General features: G+C 42.7%; 16 protein-coding genes. 8 read left to right on the forward strand and 8 right to left on the reverse strand.

Translation table 11 applies throughout. From position 1 onward, the window contains the following. Nucleotides 1-268: 268 nt before the first annotated feature. Both CWC17_RS08955 and CWC17_RS08960 read right to left on the reverse strand, forming a co-directional pair. Nucleotides 269-691, reverse strand: coding sequence for a TIGR02444 family protein (locus tag CWC17_RS08955; protein WP_138612651.1), 423 nt, complete (start codon nt 689-691; stop codon nt 269-271). Continuing rightward, the gene (locus tag CWC17_RS08960) at nt 675-2,597 is read right to left on the reverse strand and encodes an ATP-binding cassette domain-containing protein (RefSeq protein ID WP_138612652.1); all 1,923 of its coding nucleotides are present in this window, start codon (nt 2,595-2,597) and stop codon (nt 675-677) included. The genes CWC17_RS08955 and CWC17_RS08960 overlap by 17 nt, the downstream gene beginning before the upstream one ends. Nucleotides 2,598-2,729: 132 nt before the next feature. Here CWC17_RS08960 and CWC17_RS08965 point away from each other — a divergent pair, with 132 nt between their 5' ends. Beyond that, nucleotides 2,730-2,933 carry a YheV family putative zinc ribbon protein gene (locus CWC17_RS08965; protein ID WP_004589620.1) on the forward strand — a complete coding sequence of 68 codons (204 nt, stop codon included), beginning with the start codon at nt 2,730-2,732 and terminating at the stop codon, nt 2,931-2,933. A 13-nt stretch (nt 2,934-2,946) separates the two neighbouring features. On the opposite strand, the gene CWC17_RS08970 is transcribed toward CWC17_RS08965, so the two are convergent. Both CWC17_RS08970 and CWC17_RS08975 read right to left on the reverse strand, forming a co-directional pair. Next, nucleotides 2,947-3,159 (reverse strand): SlyX family protein, encoded by a 213-nt coding sequence (locus tag CWC17_RS08970; protein WP_055015500.1) that lies wholly within the window; start codon nt 3,157-3,159, stop codon nt 2,947-2,949. Next, a complete protein-coding gene (locus CWC17_RS08975) occupies nt 3,146-4,144 on the reverse strand; it encodes a WD40 repeat domain-containing protein (RefSeq protein ID WP_055017991.1) in 999 nt (332 codons plus the stop codon). The genes CWC17_RS08970 and CWC17_RS08975 overlap by 14 nt, the downstream gene beginning before the upstream one ends. A 204-nt stretch (nt 4,145-4,348) precedes the next feature. Between CWC17_RS08975 and fkpA the strand changes: the two genes are divergently transcribed. Continuing rightward, entirely contained in the window at nt 4,349-5,095 is a 747-nt protein-coding gene (gene fkpA / locus CWC17_RS08980; protein WP_138612653.1) for an FKBP-type peptidyl-prolyl cis-trans isomerase, read from the forward strand. A 58-nt stretch (nt 5,096-5,153) separates the two neighbouring features. On the opposite strand, the gene CWC17_RS08985 is transcribed toward fkpA, so the two are convergent. Then, nucleotides 5,154-5,624 carry an Rsd/AlgQ family anti-sigma factor gene (locus tag CWC17_RS08985; RefSeq protein ID WP_055015497.1) on the reverse strand — a complete coding sequence of 157 codons (471 nt, stop codon included), beginning with the start codon at nt 5,622-5,624 and terminating at the stop codon, nt 5,154-5,156. A 523-nt stretch (nt 5,625-6,147) separates the two neighbouring features. Between CWC17_RS08985 and hemE the strand changes: the two genes are divergently transcribed. After that, the gene (gene hemE, locus CWC17_RS08990; RefSeq protein WP_055015496.1) at nt 6,148-7,212 is read left to right on the forward strand and encodes a uroporphyrinogen decarboxylase; all 1,065 of its coding nucleotides are present in this window, start codon (nt 6,148-6,150) and stop codon (nt 7,210-7,212) included. A gap of 68 nt (nt 7,213-7,280) precedes the next feature. Here hemE and sthA read toward each other — a convergent pair whose 3' ends face one another. Together sthA and CWC17_RS09000 are read right to left on the reverse strand one after the other, a co-directional pair. After that, a complete protein-coding gene (gene sthA / locus CWC17_RS08995; protein ID WP_055015495.1) occupies nt 7,281-8,711 on the reverse strand; it encodes a Si-specific NAD(P)(+) transhydrogenase in 1,431 nt (476 codons plus the stop codon). 12 nt (nt 8,712-8,723) lie between these two features. After that, the gene (locus tag CWC17_RS09000) at nt 8,724-9,857 is read right to left on the reverse strand and encodes an acyl-CoA desaturase (RefSeq protein WP_054983308.1); all 1,134 of its coding nucleotides are present in this window, start codon (nt 9,855-9,857) and stop codon (nt 8,724-8,726) included. Between the two features lie 127 nt (nt 9,858-9,984). On the opposite strand from CWC17_RS09000, the gene fabR reads away from it, so the two are divergent. The 5 genes from fabR (at nt 9,985) to leuD (ending at nt 15,692) form a co-directional block, all read left to right on the forward strand. Next, nucleotides 9,985-10,605 carry an HTH-type transcriptional repressor FabR gene (fabR, locus tag CWC17_RS09005; protein ID WP_055015493.1) on the forward strand — a complete coding sequence of 207 codons (621 nt, stop codon included), beginning with the start codon at nt 9,985-9,987 and terminating at the stop codon, nt 10,603-10,605. 405 nt (nt 10,606-11,010) lie between these two features. Then, on the forward strand, nt 11,011-12,564 hold the full coding sequence (gene leuA / locus CWC17_RS09010) for a 2-isopropylmalate synthase (protein ID WP_055015492.1): 1,554 nt from the start codon (nt 11,011-11,013) through the stop codon (nt 12,562-12,564). Beyond that, nucleotides 12,561-13,637 carry a 3-isopropylmalate dehydrogenase gene (leuB, locus tag CWC17_RS09015; protein ID WP_138612654.1) on the forward strand — a complete coding sequence of 359 codons (1,077 nt, stop codon included), beginning with the start codon at nt 12,561-12,563 and terminating at the stop codon, nt 13,635-13,637. The genes leuA and leuB overlap by 4 nt, the downstream gene beginning before the upstream one ends. A gap of 55 nt (nt 13,638-13,692) precedes the next feature. Continuing rightward, nucleotides 13,693-15,093 (forward strand): 3-isopropylmalate dehydratase large subunit, encoded by a 1,401-nt coding sequence (gene leuC, locus CWC17_RS09020; protein ID WP_138612655.1) that lies wholly within the window; start codon nt 13,693-13,695, stop codon nt 15,091-15,093. After that, nucleotides 15,093-15,692, forward strand: coding sequence for a 3-isopropylmalate dehydratase small subunit (gene leuD / locus CWC17_RS09025; RefSeq protein WP_096042466.1), 600 nt, complete (start codon nt 15,093-15,095; stop codon nt 15,690-15,692). The genes leuC and leuD overlap by 1 nt, the downstream gene beginning before the upstream one ends. 82 nt (nt 15,693-15,774) lie before the next feature. On the opposite strand, the gene CWC17_RS09030 is transcribed toward leuD, so the two are convergent. Next, nucleotides 15,775-17,283 (reverse strand): DUF3360 family protein, encoded by a 1,509-nt coding sequence (locus CWC17_RS09030; protein ID WP_055019719.1) that lies wholly within the window; start codon nt 17,281-17,283, stop codon nt 15,775-15,777. Nucleotides 17,284-17,372: the final 89 nt, after the last annotated feature.

Below are 17,372 nucleotides of genomic sequence, written 5' to 3' on the forward strand. Positions count from 1 at the left end.
ATGATCTTATTGGACATAGCTTCTTCTTCTAATTGAGACTAAGAGTGATAATCGGTGTTTTTGCCCAAAGAGAAGAGAATGAGGAGTAAATGAGAAAGGTAGCCACGAGCCAGCAGAGGCTAGACTCATATTTTTAGCGATATTAGCTTGGCCTTTATTTTTTCTAAAAGCGCAGCGTCTCTAGTTCTCTTTGTGAGTAAATTACTTAAAGGTTTTTTGCACTAAGAGAAGAGAATGGGCATTAGAAGAGGGTATAAAAACTGACAGCCTAAGTGGCTTTCACATACAGCTCAATATTGTTTGGCTTTACAGCTTCTAAAAAGCTAAGTTTATTCGCTGTATCAACAAGTATTTGCTGTTGCTGCTTTTCAAGCTTTAGCTCTGCGCTTAGTAACTCTTCACGTATTTTTGTATAGTCGCTAATAGTATGCTGGTTGGCTTTTAAATACTTTCGAGTAGCACGCAGAGGCTTAAGTGCCTGTGTATCAAATTCGTCAATTGATTCTATTAACGCACTGAGTTGCTCGGTGTTAATGCTTAGCTTAAGTGAATCTAAGTACAATAAAAATAAGCACAGATTTACGTTTTTACCTTGCTGGTTTTGAAGAGTCAGCAAGGTTTGTTGTTGCCCAGGCTTTGCGTACAAAGCGCACGCAAATTGCCAAAAGTCATCGCTATTGAGCAAGTTCATCAGCAAAGGCCTGTTCTTTTTCTTCCATCTCTTCAAGCGCCATTAGGAGCGCTTCTTCGGTGTCGTTTACTTTAGGGGTAAGCGTGGCTTGCTTAGCAATTAACTCTTTTAGCTGGGCTTTATTATCGTCGTTGTAGAGTGTGTTATCACCAAGAGCGACTTCGACCTCGCTAAGCTCTGAAGAGTATTTGTCTAGTTGCTTTTCAAGCTTTTCAATTTGCTTTTTAAGCGGTTGAATGGTTTTTCTAAACTCGGCCTCTAAACGTTTTTGCTCTTTACGGTTAATGCCAGAATTCGCTTTAGGCTGGTCTGACAGCTCGCTTTTTGCGGCTTCTTTATTTGCGTTAAGTAGCCACTGGTAATAGGCGTCTAAGTCGTAACCAAACTGAGTCACCTTGCCATCATCGACTAAATAAAATTCATCAGCGGTGTTTTTGAGCATATGGCGGTCGTGCGATACGGTAACCATGGCGCCTTCAAAGCCTTGCAGTGCCATCACTAGCGCGTGGCGCATTTCTAAATCAAGGTGGTTAGTTGGCTCATCAAGCAGTAGTAAGTTAGGCTTTTGATATACTAGCATGGCAAGCACTAAGCGGGCTTTTTCACCGCCCGAAAACGGCGCCACCGGCTCAAGTGCTTTATCGCCAACAAAGGCAAAGCCACCTAAAAAGTCACGTAGCGATTGCTCTGTGGCCTGAGGGTTTAAGCGTTGAATATGAGTCACTGCACTGGCTTTTAAATCTAGCGATTCAAGTTGGTGCTGCGCAAAGTAACCAATGTTTAAACCATGGTGCTGCACCACTTTGCCAGCTTGTGGCTCAAGCTCGCCGGCCAAAAGTTTTATAAGTGTTGATTTACCCGCGCCATTACGACCTAGTAATGCAATGCGGCTACCAGGGACTAGGTTTAGCGCGATATTATTTAAAATAGTGACATCGCCATAACCTGCTTTTGCTTTATCTAGGGTCATTAGCGGGTTAGGCAGGGCTGTTGGCTCGGCAAATTCAAAGTCAAACGGTGAGTCGGCATGGGCTGGCGCTAGTTTTTCCATACGCTCAAGCGCTTTTACACGGCTTTGTGCTTGTTTAGCCTTACTGGCTTTGGCTTTAAAGCGAGTTATAAACTGCTCAAGGTGGGCAATTTGCTCTTGTTGTTTTTCAAACATAGCTTGCTGTTGTAACAAGCGCTCTGCTTTTTGGCGCTCAAACTGTGAGTAGTTACCTTTGTACACATTAATGAGCTGTTTATCGGCATGCCAAATTTGATCAACCACGGCGTCTAAAAACTCGCGGTCATGAGATATAAGTACTAGTGTACCTGTATAGGCGCGTAAAAAACGCTCAAGCCAATACACTGCGTCTAAATCGAGGTGGTTTGTTGGTTCATCGAGTAGCAGTAAATCGGCATCGCGAATAAGTGCTTGAGCTAGGTTTAAGCGCATACGCCAACCACCCGAAAAGGCGCTTACTGGGTTTTCTATTTGGTGATTAGCAAAGCCTAGGCCGTGCAGCAATTCGCCCGCTTTTGACTCTATGCTGTAGCCTTTAATATTTTCAAGCTGAATATGTACTTTGGCTTGGGTGTCACCATCGTTGGTTTGCTCAGCTTCACGCAGTGCAATACGCAGTGCGTAGTATTCTGGGTGGCCTTGCAGTACATAATCAATGGCGCTTATTTCAAGGGCGGGAGTTTCTTGTTTTACAGAGGCAATAGACCAATCTTTAGGAATACTGCAATCACCGGCATCCAACTGTAGCTCAGACTTTAATAAACTAAATAACGTAGATTTACCACAGCCATTAGCGCCTACAAGACCTACTTTGTGTTGTGGAAATAAAGTAGCCGATGCATTTTTTAATAAGGCTTTTCCGCCACGAAGTAGTTCTATTTCTGAAATTTGGATCATGAATACGTTACTTTACTGTGCCCTTGTTAAGTTGGCGCTATCATACCATAGAACGTATTGCTCTTATCAAGCGTATCAACCTAGGAAGTTATACGATAAAATATGTGCAGTTCAAACCACAGGAAAAATGTTGTGAGACAAAAGAAGCGATTTATTGCTGGTGCATCGTGCCCTGAATGTAAAGCCATGGATACCATGATGCTATACAGAGAACATGATGTTGAAAAAGTAGAGTGCGTAGAGTGCGGCCACAAAATGGCGCAGCCAGATAACGCAGTTCAGGCATCTACTCGCCAATTTGAACAAGTTATTGGTGTATTTAAACCGGGCGATTAACCCGGTTTTTATTTTAGTAATGTGGTGGAGGTGGCTCTTGCATTTGTGACATTAGCGATGGCTGCTGTGCTTCTTTAAGCTTTTCTGCTAGTAGCTCAGTTTGGCGCTTCATTTTTGCAAGCTGCTGTTGGTGTGCTTTTAGCTCGTCATTTAATATTTCTATTGTTTCGTCTTGAAAAGCAACTTTTGCCTCAAGCTCCATTAAACGATGTTCAATTGTGTTCATTTGCTTCTCGTATTGTAAAGTGCTCTGCAATTCCGCTCGAGCTCTCGGTTAATAACGACTTGCCGTTATCTATAAACGTTACATCTAGCACCACAGCCGATTTAGGCTTACTGCCTTTACGTGGTGTGACTTGCCAAGTTTGAATTTTCTCGCCGCTGGGCAGCTGCCATAAATCAACGCGCTTATTGGGCGAGCCCGTTGCTAGCAATGTGCCTTGTTCATTAAAGCGTACCGCAGTAAAAATTTTCTGACGCGCAATATACGCCAGTTTACTCACAAGATCACCTGTAGTCAGCTTCCATACATGTGCTTGCTTCATACTATCTGCGGTAAATGCGTAGCGACCCTGTGGGTCTAGAGTTACTTGGGTAACTCGCGTAGGGTGATTAAAGCGATGAATTACTTGTCCTGTGCGTGTATCCCAAAAATAGGCAACGTAATCGTTCGAGCCGCTTAGGGCATAGCGCCCGTTAGGTGATAAATCAACGGTGTTTACTTTGTCTTGGTGGCCTAAAAACTCAATGCGGCGTCCGGTTTCTAGGTTTAAAAAGACCACTACACCGTCGCTTCTGCCGTATAAAACACTGCGGCCTTGGTTGCTTATCGCAATATCGCGAATAGTGGCTTGTTGAATTTTATAATAGCCACGGTTTTCGCCGCTGTTAATATCCCACACGGCAAAGGTGGTTTTTTCTGCGGTAACGGCCACGCTATTATCAAAGGCAATAGCCACAGCATACACTAGGCTTTCTTGTGATTGTTGTTGAAACCATTGATATTTTAGCACCTGCTGTTGATTATCCCACAGGGCGACCCCATGGTGAATGGAGGAGACTAAGCTGTATTTACCATCGTTAGATACTGCCGAGGAAAACGCACCCTGTGCTGCGTGTTCAAAGCGTTGTGCAGCTTGCTGTTTTTGATCGCTACAAGCTAGGGCTAATAAACAGCTAAAAGCGATTAAAAAAGTACGAAATATCGACATATTACAGGTATTTCCTCTTAACTCTTAGTGACTGAGAGGTTAGACTAGGTCACGTTGAAGGCCTAGGGTGTTTGTCTAATCACTATAATAGGTTAGGTTTTAATTTAGTTAGTTATTAAACAAGCAGCCTATCATGTAGGCCGTTAATCTTTAACTAGTAATAATACAATAAATGACAACTGCAAAGTGTGTCGGAGATTTAAAATGAAAAAGACGATTAGATTGTCATTGATTGCAGCGTCGGTTTTAGCGCTTACAGCTTGTAATCAAGAAGCAAAACAAGAACAAGCTGAAGTTAAATTAGACACTGTAGAGCAGCAACAAGCATACGGTATTGGTGCATCAGTGGGTAACTTTTTAAATAAAGACCTAGCTGATAAATCAGAGATTGGTATTGAGCTAGACCAAGCACTGTTAATTCGTGGTTTTGAAGACGCGCTTGCTGGTAATGCAAAAATCGATGAAGAAAAAATCCGTGAAGTACTTACTGAATTAGATACTTCAGTGCGTGCAAAGCAAGAAGCTAAAGCTAAAGTTGAGTCTGAAAAAAGCAAAGAAGCAGGTAAAAAATACCTAGAAGAAAATGCTAAAAAAGAAGGCGTAACAGTCACTGAGTCAGGCTTACAGTACGAAGTACTTAGCGAAGGGGAAGGCGAAAAGCCTGAAGCAACAGATGTAGTTAAAGTACATTACAAAGGTACTTTATTAGATGGCACTGAGTTTGATAGCTCTTATGCGCGTAACGAGCCAACTACGTTCCCTCTTAACCGTGTAATTGCGGGTTGGACTGAAGGTTTACAGCTTATGTCTGTAGGGTCTAAGTATAAGTTTACTATTCCTTCTGAACTTGCTTACGGCGATCGTGACCTAGGTAAAATTCCAGCTAACTCAACGCTTGTTTTTGAAGTGGAACTACTTGAAATACAAGATGACGAAGCACCAGCGCAATAAGCAGTAACTTATAACGCAAAAAGGGACCATAACGGTCCCTTTTTTGTAGGCTATTTTATTAATCTGTGTGGTTAGAAAACAAATTATCTATTAGCTCATCTTCTAGTTCAAAACGCGCTTCTAACGTTTCGCCAAGTACCGACAAATCATTATCAAACTCTGCTAATAAGTCCTCTTTATCTACTTCTGCGTATTTATCGTTAAAATCTAAAGCAATATCTGTTGTGCTTGAAATGCGCGGGTAAATTGTATTTGCCAGCTGTTGGCTTTCAAGGCCCTTGCTCTCACAGGCTTTAGCAATGTCATCGTACACTTCAAAATGGCCGGCAGATAAGTAATCCATTAAAATTTGGCAAAATGATTGAATCTGCTCTGGCTCTGGTAAGGCGTGATCTTTTTTATCGTATGGCGAAAACCCAGCCATTTTACAATAAAGTACGATTAATTCTTGGCGCTCGTTTAACCATTTATCAATGACAGTATGGCTACCACCCCATTTTTGTTGAGCTTTCTCTACGCGCGTCAGCATTACTGTTCTCCTAAGCTGGGTCACTTTTATGGTTAAATTTAAATCTTCTTATACATCAAGATATATTTTATTTAAGTGTATATCAACAAGTAAAAGGTATGAGCTGGGGTATACGTGTATTTATTGTAGGTAATTTATTATTTTATTGCAGGCAAGAAAAAACCACCGGTTAAGGTGGCTTAATTTCTTGTTTTGGCCTGTTAATACAAGCTTTCTTATTGTTATAGAAGATTTTTGTTATTTTTATTATAAATATTTTTGTTATTGTTGTTTAAGATTTTTATTATTGTTCTTGTTAACGCGGGACAAACAATACCAAGGTTTTTGTAATGTTGCAAACATATTAACAAAAAGTTTTTATTGTTAGTTCTTTTTGATTATTTAGTGCACAAACGTGACTAAATAAGCAACAAAGTAGGGCCGGTTAGCTATAACACATGTTTTACAAGCATAGCGATAGAGAGCCGAAGAATATGATGGTACAATCTTGAACAATTTCTATAAGCCTCAGGATTATTAAGCTATGAGCGAATTAAAAAATGACCGTTATTTACGTGCACTTGCAAAACAACCCGTTGATGTAACACCGGTATGGATGATGCGCCAAGCAGGACGCTATTTACCAGAGTACCGTGCTACACGTGCACAAGCGGGCGATTTTATGAGCCTGTGCCGTAATGCTGAGCTAGCATGTGAAGTAACACTACAACCCCTTCGTCGCTACCCATTAGATGCTGCTATTTTATTTAGCGACATTTTAACGATTCCCGATGCAATGGGTTTAGGTTTGTACTTTGAAACCGGTGAAGGCCCTAAGTTCGAAAACCCTATCTCGTCACTTGCTGATGTTAAAAAAATTCCAAAGCTAGACCCAACTGACGAGCTTGGCTATGTAATGAACGCAGTAAGCACAATTCGCCGTGAGTTAAAGGGCGAAGTACCACTTATTGGTTTTTCGGGTTCACCATGGACACTAGCAACTTACATGGTTGAAGGTGGCAGCAGTAAAGTATTTGGTAAAATTAAAAAAATGGCGTTTGCAGAGCCGCAAACACTGCATTTATTACTCGATAAACTCGCTGATTCGGTTATTGATTATTTAAACGCGCAAGTAAAAGCCGGTGCTCAATCACTAATGGTATTTGACTCATGGGGCGGCGTATTAAGCCCGCGCGATTACAACGAGTTCTCACTGCAATACATGCATAAAATTGTTGATGGTTTAATTCGCGAATACGACGGTCGTAAAGTGCCGGTAACGCTATTTACCAAAAATGGTGGCCAGTGGATTGAAGCAATTGCAGCCACAGGCTGTGATGCAGTAGGTCTTGATTGGACTATTAATATTGGCGACGCTAAGCGTCGTGTAGGCGATAAAGTTGCATTGCAAGGTAATATGGACCCGTCAATGCTTCACGGTACGCCTGATCGTATCCGCCAGGAAGTAGGCACTATTTTAGAAGATTTTGGCACAGGAAATGGCCACGTATTTAACCTAGGCCACGGCATTACACCAGATGTAGACCCAGAAAACGCCGGTGTATTTATTAACGCAGTACATGAGCTAAGCGCGCAATACCACAAATAACAGCAGTGGTATTAATAGCTACTAAAAAGCCCGCTAATTAGCGGGCTTTTTGCTGTGTAGTAATTGGATTAAGTAAATAACCTATTTAATCCATTTAACGCCGCAACTCGGTAGGCTTCTGCCATAGTTGGGTAGTTAAATGTGGTATTTACAAAGTAATCAACTGTATTGCCAGCGCCTTTTTGCTCCATAATGGCTTGGCCAATGTGAACAATTTCCGAGGCACGTTCGCCAAAGCAATGCACGCCAAGTACTTCTTTGGTTTCACTGTGGAACAGTATTTTTAAACTACCAACTTCTGTGCCCGCAATTTGCGCACGAGCCAAGTGCTTAAACTGTGCACGGCCCACTTCATACGGTACCTTTGCAGCGGTTAGCTGTTGCTCTGTTTTACCTACTGAGCTCATTTCAGGAATGGTATAAATACCTGCTGGAATATCTATAATCAGCTTATCTTCGCAATTACCGCAGGCAATCGCATCGGCAGCTATACGGCCCTGATCAAACGCTGCACTAGCTAAGCTCGGATAGCCAATAACATCACCTACTGCGTAAACGTTGTCTACCTCAGTTTGGTACATTTCGTTGACTTTAAGCTGGCCTCGACCATCGGCTTTTAAGCCAATAGCTTCAAGGTTTAGTGTATCGGTATTACCTGTGCGGCCGTTAGCAAATAAAATACAGTCGGCTTTTACACGCTTGCCCGATTTTAAATGCATAACAACACAATCGTCCCGTGTTTCTACACGATCAAACTCTTCGTTATGGCGAATAACAATACCGCTATTCCAAAAGTGGTAGCTAAGCGCGTCAGAGATTTCTGCATCCATAAAGGCCAATAAGCGGTCGCGGGTATTTACTAAATCTACCTTCGCGCCTAAGCCTTTAAATATTGAAGCGTATTCACAGCCAATAACACCGGCACCATATATAAGTACGCGTTGTGGGTCGTGCTCTAGGCCTAAAATAGTGTCGCTGTCGTAAATACGTGAATGGCTAAAGTCTACCTCAGGTGGGCGATATGGGCGCGAGCCGGTAGCAATCACAATCGTTTTTGCTGTTATACGCTCTGCTGAGCCATCAAGGCGCTTAATCTCAACCGTGTGTTTATCTACAAAACTCGCATCGCCTTGGTACATATGAATACGATTACGGTCGTAAAAGCTGCTACGTAAGTTTGACTGCTTAGAAATAACAGAACTTGCATGGCTTAAAATATCAGGAAATGTTAAGCGACTAGGGCGCTCGCCAACATTAAATAATGGGTTAGCTTTGTATTCAATATACCGGCTAACCGAGTGGCGTAATGCTTTTGAAGGAATTGTCCCCCAATGTACGCAGCCACCGCCAACAGCTTGTTGGCGTTCAATTACCGCTACTTTTTTATCGTTTTTAGATAGGTTCATGGCGGTGCCTTCACCGCCAGGGCCCGTACCAATAATTATTGCGTCATATTGGTAAACTACAGGTGCTTTTTTTTGTTCTGGTTGTTTGGCCACAGCCACTCCTAATTAATTAAAAGAGGCTTTTAATAACCTCGCATTAAGTGCTAGCCATGCCTGTTTTTGATTTTCCCAGGCGGCTTCCAGCTCATGGTATTGTGTCATTAATGCTGACTGTTCACACTGCTTTGCCATGTTATTTTTTTTAGCTTCTAACACTTGTTTTTGTAGTGAACAGTAATTTTGCAGTTTTTTCAGCAGTAAATCGTACTCTTGTTGTAATAATGTAAGCTTATCTTGCGCTAAAGGCAATTTTGAAAGGCGCGTTTGCGTTTTACTCATTAGCGTTTCGGCTTTGGCTTTTTCTATGCGCTCAACTGGAGTGCGCTTTAATTTACTGGCTAAACCGAGCGCTGCTAAAGAGCGAATCATCCATTTAGTTGGATCGTAATGAAACCACTTAATGCCGTTACGGTAGTCGCTTGCAAAAATATGATGAAAGTTATGGTAACCCTCGCCATAAGTAAATAACGCTAAAAAGCCATTATCGCGCGCGGTATTTTTTTCAGTGTATGGGCGTGAACCCCAAATATGAGCCAATGAATTAATAAAAAAGGTAAAGTGTTGGCTCAATACTAAACGCAGTAAACCGGCAAGGAGTAGCATGCCCCACACATCACCTACCAATAAACCAAGTACAAGCGGTAGGCCAACATTCATCGCAATAACTAACTTTAGGTAGTGCTTATGTTGCCACATAACAATTTTGTTGCGCTGTAAATCACGGCAATTACTGTAATCGTTATAACTATCGCCCTGGTAATCACGTAGCATCCAGCCAATGTGGCTGTACCAAAAACCGTTAGTTGCGGCGTAAGGATCTTTTACTGGGTCATCTACTTGACCGTGGTGTATACGGTGATCGCTACTCCAGTGCAACGCACTGTTTTGCAAAGCAAATGCGCCACCAAGTGCAAAAATAAATTCTATCGCAGGGTGAACGTTATAGGCTTTATGCGCCCATAATCGGTGGTATCCGGCAGTAATAGATAGGCCTGCGTAAAACATACAGCCTACAAATGCAATCCAATGCGCGCTGGTAAATCCGTAACTAATGCCGTACCAAGGTACAAGGGTGACAGCCGCCAAAAAGGTTAGGCTAAAAAATAGGACGTTTGTCCAAATAATCGGTGGTTTATTCATCGTCTTTACTCTCAGCGTACAACTGTAAGCTAAAATAGTGTTTCAATCTCTTGGCGTCAAGTATTAGACTAGACAATTCGGCTAATTATCATTAAAACTTCATATAAAATTACTCAGGGAGCTGTGGATGTCGGGTGTTAGAGCACAACAGAAACAAAAAACACGACAAGCCTTAATTGAGGCGGCATTTAATCAGCTAAGTGCTGATCATAGTTTTTCTAATTTAAGCTTACGCGAAGTTGCCCGCGAAGCAGGTATTGCCCCCACCTCTTTTTATCGTCACTTTAAAGACATGAACGAGCTAGGTTTAACCATGGTCGACGAAGCCGGCTTAACCCTTCGTCAGCTTATGCGCCAAGCTCGCAGACGAATAGCCAGTGGTGGTAGCGTAATAAATACCTCGGTTGTTACCTTTATGGAGTTTATTGATAACTCAAGCAACCAATTTAGATTACTGCTGCGCGAGCGTTCTGGCACCTCAAAAGCCTTTAGAGCCGCTGTAGCACGCGAAGTAAAACACTTTATTTTAGAACTTGCGCATTATTTAGAAAGCGAAACCAAGTGTGATTCAATCCACGCTTATATTCAGGCCGAAGCCATGGTTACGCTGGTATTTAATGCCGGTGCTGAAGCACTCGACATTGAAGGTCAGCAACGTGATGAATTAATTGAGCGTGTTATTTGGCAGCTGCGTTATATCACCCGCGGTGCAGGGCATTATATTCGTGAAACAAATAATCAGGTTTAGCTTAAAAAATTAGCAATAAGTTAATCTAAGCACGCAAGTTTACTCAACACATTAATTTAAGCTAAAAAGTGCAGTTGTGTGATTTATAAAACCTTAATGTGCTATTTTTAGGTATATAAATTTCTTTAATGTGGGGTTTTTATTCCTTAGTTTGGAATATTTATGCTTGCACCCACTGCGCTGTAATGATAAAAATAGGCCTCACTGAACACACACACAAGAAACAAGATGCAAAATATTCGTTTAATTACACTAAAACTTAACCTCTTACTGCTATGGTCAGTGAGCGGGGATTAGTGTGTTTGCATCGAGTTAAGCACTAAAAACCCCGCAATTGCGGGGTTTTTTATTATCTCGCGGCTGGGATAAATTGAAATTTGGGTAATCGAGGAATGAGGGGCAGTTATGCAAGACAAAGATAAAGTATGGATTTTTGATACCACCTTACGTGATGGCGAGCAGGCACTAAAAGCAAGCCTTACTGAAGACGATAAAATTCAACTAGCGCATACTATTAGCCGCTTGAACGTGGATGTGATGGAAGTGGGTTTTCCAGTTTCGAGCCCCGCTGATTTTCGCTCGGTGCAACGTATTGCAACCGAGGTTAAAGGCCCTATTATTTGTGGTTTAGCACGTTCAGTAGCAAAAGATATTGAAGCCTGTGGTGAGGCGCTTCGCACAGCACAGCAAAGCCGTATTCATACTTTTATTGCCACAAGTCCTTTGCACCTTGAACACAAATTACGTATGAGCCTAGACGATGCAACGGCCATGGCGGTTAAATCAATTAAATTAGCGCGTAACTACACAGATGATGTTGAGTTTTCGTGTGAAGATGCAGGGCGTACGCCGCATTGGGATTTATGTAAAATTGTTGAGCAGGCAATTAATGCGGGTGCTTCAACTATTAATTTACCCGATACCGTTGGCTTTGTAACGCCAGACGAATACGCCGCAATGATCCATCATTTAATGAATAACGTCCCAAATATTGATAAAGCGCGTTTAAGTGTGCATTGCCACAACGATTTAGGTTTAGCTGTGGCTAACTCGGTAGCTGCGGTACAAGCGGGTGCTCGTCAAATTGAATGTACAATAAATGGTATTGGTGAGCGTGCGGGTAACTGTTCGTTAGAAGAAGTGGCGATGATCATGAAAATGCGCAAAGACCACTTAAACGTACACACCGATATTAAAAGCGAAGAAATTTATCGCGCATCTCGCCAAGTGGCAAAAATATGTAATATGCCGGTACAGCCAAATAAAGCCATTGTGGGCGAAAACGCCTTTGCACATAGCTCGGGCATTCACCAAGATGGCGTATTAAAAGCGCAAAATACTTATGAGATTATGTCGCCAGAAAGCGTCGGTGTGCCAAATAACCAATTAAATATGACTTCGCGTTCGGGTCGTCATGTTATTGAGCATCGCTTAGAAGAGTTAGGTTACCAAAAAGCTGATTACGACATGGACAGCTTATACGAGAGCTTTTTAGCGTTAGCTGATCAAAAAGGTACCGTATACGATTACGACCTTGAAGCCATGATTTACTTTAATCAAATTAACGACAAAGACGAAAAATACCAGTTAGAGTTTGTAAACTCAGCGTCTAACTCACAGTCGGTAGCCAGCTCTACTATTGGAATGTTAATTGATGGCGAAGCAAAACAAGAAGCAGCCACAGGTAATGGCCCTGTTGAAGCCTCATTTGCGGCTATTGAGCGCTTAACAGGTATGAGCGTTGAAATGATTGAATACAACTTAGAAGCCACTGGCCAAGGCGCTAGCTCGCTTGGTCAAGTAAACATTATTGCTAAATATGATGGCCGCCCTTATCACGGTGCGGGTATTGCTGCGGATGTGGTAGAGGCATCGGTACGCGCCATGATCCGTGTTTACAACTTAATTTATCGTGCACAAAAAGTGTCTGATTTAAAACAACAAAGGAAAGCAGGATGAGTAAAACAAACTACAGCGTTGCCGTATTAGCAGGCGACGGTATTGGCCCAGAAGTAATGGCAGCAGCAGAGCAAGTGCTTGATGCTGTAAGCAATAAGTTTGGTTTTACCCTGAACCGTCAGCATCATGCCATTGGTGGCGCAGCTATTGACGAATTTGGTGAAGCATTACCACCAAAAACGCTAAGCGCGTGTGAAAACGCCGATGCCATTTTATTTGGCTCAGTAGGTGGCCCAAAATGGGAAAACCTACCCCCTAACGAGCAACCTGAGCGTGCATCGCTTTTACCACTTCGTAAGCACTTTGGTTTGTTTTGTAACTTACGCCCAGCACAACTTTTACCAGCACTTAGCGCTGCATCGCCATTACGTGCAGATATTAGCGAAAAAGGCTTTGATATTTTGTGTGTGCGCGAGCTTACAGGCGGCATTTACTTTGGTGAAAAAGGCCGAAGTGGTCAAGGCGCTGAGGAAGCAGCATTTGATACACAAACTTACTCACGTAAAGAAATTGAACGCATTGCCCGCTTTGCCTTTGAAGCGGCAAAATTACGTAGTAACCACGTAACCTCGGTTGATAAAGCAAACGTGCTTGCATCAAGCGTATTATGGCGTGAAGTCGTTACCGAAGTAAGCAAAGACTACCCAGAAGTAAGCCTAGACTACATTTATGTAGATAACGCAGCTATGCAGCTAGTTAAACAGCCTAGCCAGTTTGACGTGTTACTTTGCGATAACTTATTTGGTGATATTTTGTCAGATGAGTGTGCAATGATCACAGGCTCAATGGGCTTATTACCTTCGGCCAGCTTAAATCAATCGGGCTTTGGTTTGTACGAGCCTGCTGGTGGTTCCGCTCCTGATATTGCAGGCAAAGGTGTTGCAAACCCTATTGCGCAAATTTTAAGTGCCGCACTTATGCTACGTTACTCATTAGGGCAAGACGAAGCAGCACGCACCATTGAAAAAGCCGTAGCCGAAGCCGTTGAAGCAGGCGTTGGCACGCCAGATATCTACCCACACGGTGGATACAGCACAAGCGATGTGGCAGCCGCCATCGTTTCACGTATTTAATTATTAAAGGCGCAGCACCGTTATGCTGCGACTTAACAAAGTAGGGAATTAGCAAGTGGCCCAAACGTTATACGACAAAATTTGGCAAGCACATACCGTTGCCAGCATAAACGAGCAAACTGATTTACTTTATATTGATCGTCATTTAGTGCATGAGGTGACATCACCGCAGGCCTTTGCAGGCCTACGTGAAAAAAACCGTAAAGTACGTTGCCCAGAAAAAACCTTTGCAACGATGGATCATAACGTATCGACTAAAAGCCGATCACTTGATGCCGCAAGCGAAGTATCTAAAAACCAGTTAATGGCGCTAGATGCAAACTGTAAAGAGTTTGGCATTGTACTTTACGATCTAAATTCAATTAACCAAGGCATAGTGCATGTAATGGGGCCTGAACAAGGTATTACCTTGCCTGGCACTACCATTGTATGTGGTGATAGCCATACTTCTACGCATGGCGCGTTTGGCGCACTAGCGCACGGTATTGGTACGTCTGAGGTTGAGCACGTATTAGCAACGCAAACGCTTCAGCAAAAAAAGGCAAAATCGTTAAAAATTCAAATTAACGGTATGCTTCGCCCAACTGTCACCTCTAAAGATTTAATTATGGCGGTTATTGGTAAATTAGGTACTGCTGGTGGTACAGGCTATGTTGCTGAATTTTGTGGTGAAGGCATTGAAGCACTTTCAATGGAAGCCCGTATGACGCTATGTAACATGAGTATTGAAATGGGTGCAAAAGCAGGTTTAATAGCACCAGATCAAATTACCTATGATTACTTAAAAGGTCGCCCATTTGCGCCAAAAGGTGCTGACTTTGATGCCGCAGTTGAATATTGGGAAACTTTAAAAACAGATGAAGGCGCTGAGTTTGACTTAAGTGTTGAGCTTGAAGCCGACGACATTCAGCCACAAATTACGTGGGGCACCAGCCCAGAGCAAGTAATTGGCGTTGATGAATGCATACCCGACCCTGATCAAGAACCTGATTTAATTAAAGCTGATGCTATACGCAGTGCTCTTAAATACATGGACTTAAAAGCGGGCGATAAATTATCAAGCGCAAAAGTAGATACGGTCTTTATTGGTTCGTGTACTAATAGCCGTATTGAAGATTTACGTGCCGCGGCAAAAATTGTTGAAGGCAAACAGGTAGTGGCTGGCATAGAAGCGTTAATTGTACCGGGTTCTGGCCTTGTTAAAAAGCAAGCAGAAGACGAAGGCTTAGCCGATATTTTTAAAGCGGCAGGTTTTGAGTGGCGCGAACCGGGCTGTTCAATGTGTTTAGCAATGAACGACGACCGATTAGAAGCGGGAAAACGCTGTGCATCTACGTCTAACCGTAACTTTGAAGGCCGCCAAGGCCGTGGCGGGCGTACGCACTTAGTAAGCCCTGCAATGGCAGCAGCTGCTGCAATACATGGTCACTTTGTTGATATAAGAGGAGAAGCCTAATGAGCGTATTTTTTAGTGGCTTAATGGCCCCACTTGATAAAAACAATGTAGATACTGACCAAATTATTCCAAAGCAGTTTTTAACATCAACTAGCCGTGATGGCTTTGATGCAGCACTGTTTTACGATTGGCGTTACCTAGAAAACGGCGAGCCAAACCCTGATTTTATTTTAAACCGCCCATGCTACCAAGGCGCGCAAATATTATTAACGCGCGACAACTTTGGGTGTGGCTCATCACGCGAGCATGCGCCGTGGGCACTTAAGCAATATGGTTTTGAAGTAATTTTAGCAGAAAGCTTTGCCGATATTTTCTTTAATAACTGTGGCAACAACCAAATGTTAGCCATTGCGCTACCGGCGGATACGCTTGAGCAATTGTTTGTACTTAGTGAGCAACACGACGATATAAACATTCAAATCGATCTTGAAAACCAAACACTCACAAGCGATAAATTTGCGCCAATTAGTTTTGATATTCGTAAAGACGTAAAAGAGCGTTTATTAAGTGGCTTAGACTTTATTGGTGTGACCGAAACGCTAAACCCACAAATTGATACGTTTGAAAAACAACTTGCTGCTGAGCGCCCTTGGCAGTAACGAAAAGCAATTAATTACATATGAAAACAAAGCGCGGCTGAGTATATAAGCCGCGCTTTTTTATGTTTAACTCTTCTAATTATTAGTGTCTAAAATCTGCCATTAGCGCAGGTATGCCTGGCAGCATACCAACAATAGCCATTACTGTGGTTAAAACCACAAACATAATGAGCGGAATAACCCAGCGGCTCATTTTAGTTAAATTAGCACTGCGCTCTTTACAGCCAATTAAGCCTAAGTTATCAAGCAGCATAGTTAGTGACCAACCAAACGCAGGGTTAACCAAGCTTGACGCAAACACAACAATAGCGGCCGATTGCGTTGTTTTACCTTCGCGTGTCATTTCCATACCTGCCTCAAGCAGCGGAATAAACACACCAACAATAAGCGCAACACACAGCACAGGTTGCCAAATGGCTAAATCCATTGGGTAACCCCATAAACCCGCAATAATACAAAATACGGCTGTTAAAATGGCGCCAGCCGGTATAGGGCGTTTAGCAATAGCGGCAGGGACAATGTAGGTTCCCCACGATGAGGTAAAGTTAGCGCCACCAGCAAGTGAACCAAAGGTTTGCCTAACCGATGCACTTAGCATGGTGTCGTCTATGTTCATTTGTACTTTTTCAGTACGTTGCGGGTAACTAATTTTTTGAAAAACTTGATGTCCTAAAAAATCCGGCGACCACATAGCTACAGCCAGTACCGCAAACGGCAGCACAACCACAAAGCTTTCAAGTGTTGGTAGGCCAAGCATCCAACCCGTGTTTTCGCCCCACCAATAAGCTGGGTTCATATTAGGTAAGCCCGGCGCGGTATTAAATTCAAACGGCGCACCGAGTGCAAAGGCAACTCCACCGCCAATAAGGCAGCTAAGCGGCACAGCTAGCCAGCGCTTTTTAAAATGCTCAAGTAACGCATACAATAAAATGGTTGCCAAAATAACAATAAATGCAATGTGCGCCATATCAATGGCCTCAGCCCATGCAAACAGCTTTTTAACTTGCGAAATAGTACCAATAAAGCCCAAGTATATAAGTAAGCCCCCGCATACCCCTTTACTGGTTAAGCGTGCGAGCAAACTTCCTCCTTTGGTTATTGCTAAAATAAAGCCAAAGGCACCAATGAGTAAGCCAAATGCCATAGGATGGCCGCCAGCGGCAACAACGATGGGGATTAACGGAATAAGTGGGCCGTGAGTACCGGCTAAGTTAGCCGTGGGTAAAATAAAGCCCGAAAACAAAATAATAAAAATAGAAACAATCAGTAATTCATAGCGTACATTTTCTAACACAAACGCATCGCTTAAACCCAGTGGCGCTGCAAAAGTAGCGGCAATAGCCCCCACCATAACCACTTTACCAATGGTGCCGGCCATGGCTGGAATTGTGTCTTCAAATTCAAAACGGTAGTCTTTAAATGGTAAATTAGGCCGCCAGCGCTTAGGCTGCATAATTTGTAATTCATGTTCGAGATACTCGTCGCGAGTATTAAACTCTGAGCTGGGTTTATGGTTGTTTTGATAGCTGTTGGTATTGTCGTGCAATGTATCTTTGTGATCCGAATTGTGACCCTTTGGGGTTACTGACATAGTCCCTCCTGTTACTCGTTGCTTATTTATTAATACGGCTTTTGTTAAAGCAAATGAATAGTGAAGGAGCAGGGTAGATCAGCTTTTAC

It is taken from the genome of Pseudoalteromonas sp. S3785 (assembly GCF_005887365.1).
Lineage (GTDB): Bacteria > Pseudomonadota > Gammaproteobacteria > Enterobacterales > Alteromonadaceae > Pseudoalteromonas.

Excerpts from the sequence above, each read along its gene's own strand:
- CWC17_RS08955 (WP_138612651.1), bottom strand. The coding sequence starts at position 691 with ATGAACTTGCTCAATAGCGATGACTTTTGGCAATTTGCGTGCGCTTTG.
- fkpA (WP_138612653.1), top strand. The coding sequence starts at position 4,349 with ATGAAAAAGACGATTAGATTGTCATTGATTGCAGCGTCGGTTTTAGCG.
- fabR (WP_055015493.1), top strand. The coding sequence starts at position 9,985 with ATGTCGGGTGTTAGAGCACAACAGAAACAAAAAACACGACAAGCCTTA.
- CWC17_RS08960 (WP_138612652.1), bottom strand. The coding sequence starts at position 2,597 with ATGATCCAAATTTCAGAAATAGAACTACTTCGTGGCGGAAAAGCCTTA.
- CWC17_RS08970 (WP_055015500.1), bottom strand. The coding sequence starts at position 3,159 with ATGAACACAATTGAACATCGTTTAATGGAGCTTGAGGCAAAAGTTGCT.
- hemE (WP_055015496.1), top strand. The coding sequence starts at position 6,148 with ATGAGCGAATTAAAAAATGACCGTTATTTACGTGCACTTGCAAAACAA.
- leuB (WP_138612654.1), top strand. The coding sequence starts at position 12,561 with ATGAGTAAAACAAACTACAGCGTTGCCGTATTAGCAGGCGACGGTATT.
- CWC17_RS08975 (WP_055017991.1), bottom strand. The coding sequence starts at position 4,144 with ATGTCGATATTTCGTACTTTTTTAATCGCTTTTAGCTGTTTATTAGCC.
- leuD (WP_096042466.1), top strand. The coding sequence starts at position 15,093 with ATGAGCGTATTTTTTAGTGGCTTAATGGCCCCACTTGATAAAAACAAT.
- CWC17_RS09000 (WP_054983308.1), bottom strand. The coding sequence starts at position 9,857 with ATGAATAAACCACCGATTATTTGGACAAACGTCCTATTTTTTAGCCTA.
- CWC17_RS09030 (WP_055019719.1), bottom strand. The coding sequence starts at position 17,283 with ATGTCAGTAACCCCAAAGGGTCACAATTCGGATCACAAAGATACATTG.
- leuA (WP_055015492.1), top strand. The coding sequence starts at position 11,011 with ATGCAAGACAAAGATAAAGTATGGATTTTTGATACCACCTTACGTGAT.
- CWC17_RS08985 (WP_055015497.1), bottom strand. The coding sequence starts at position 5,624 with ATGCTGACGCGCGTAGAGAAAGCTCAACAAAAATGGGGTGGTAGCCAT.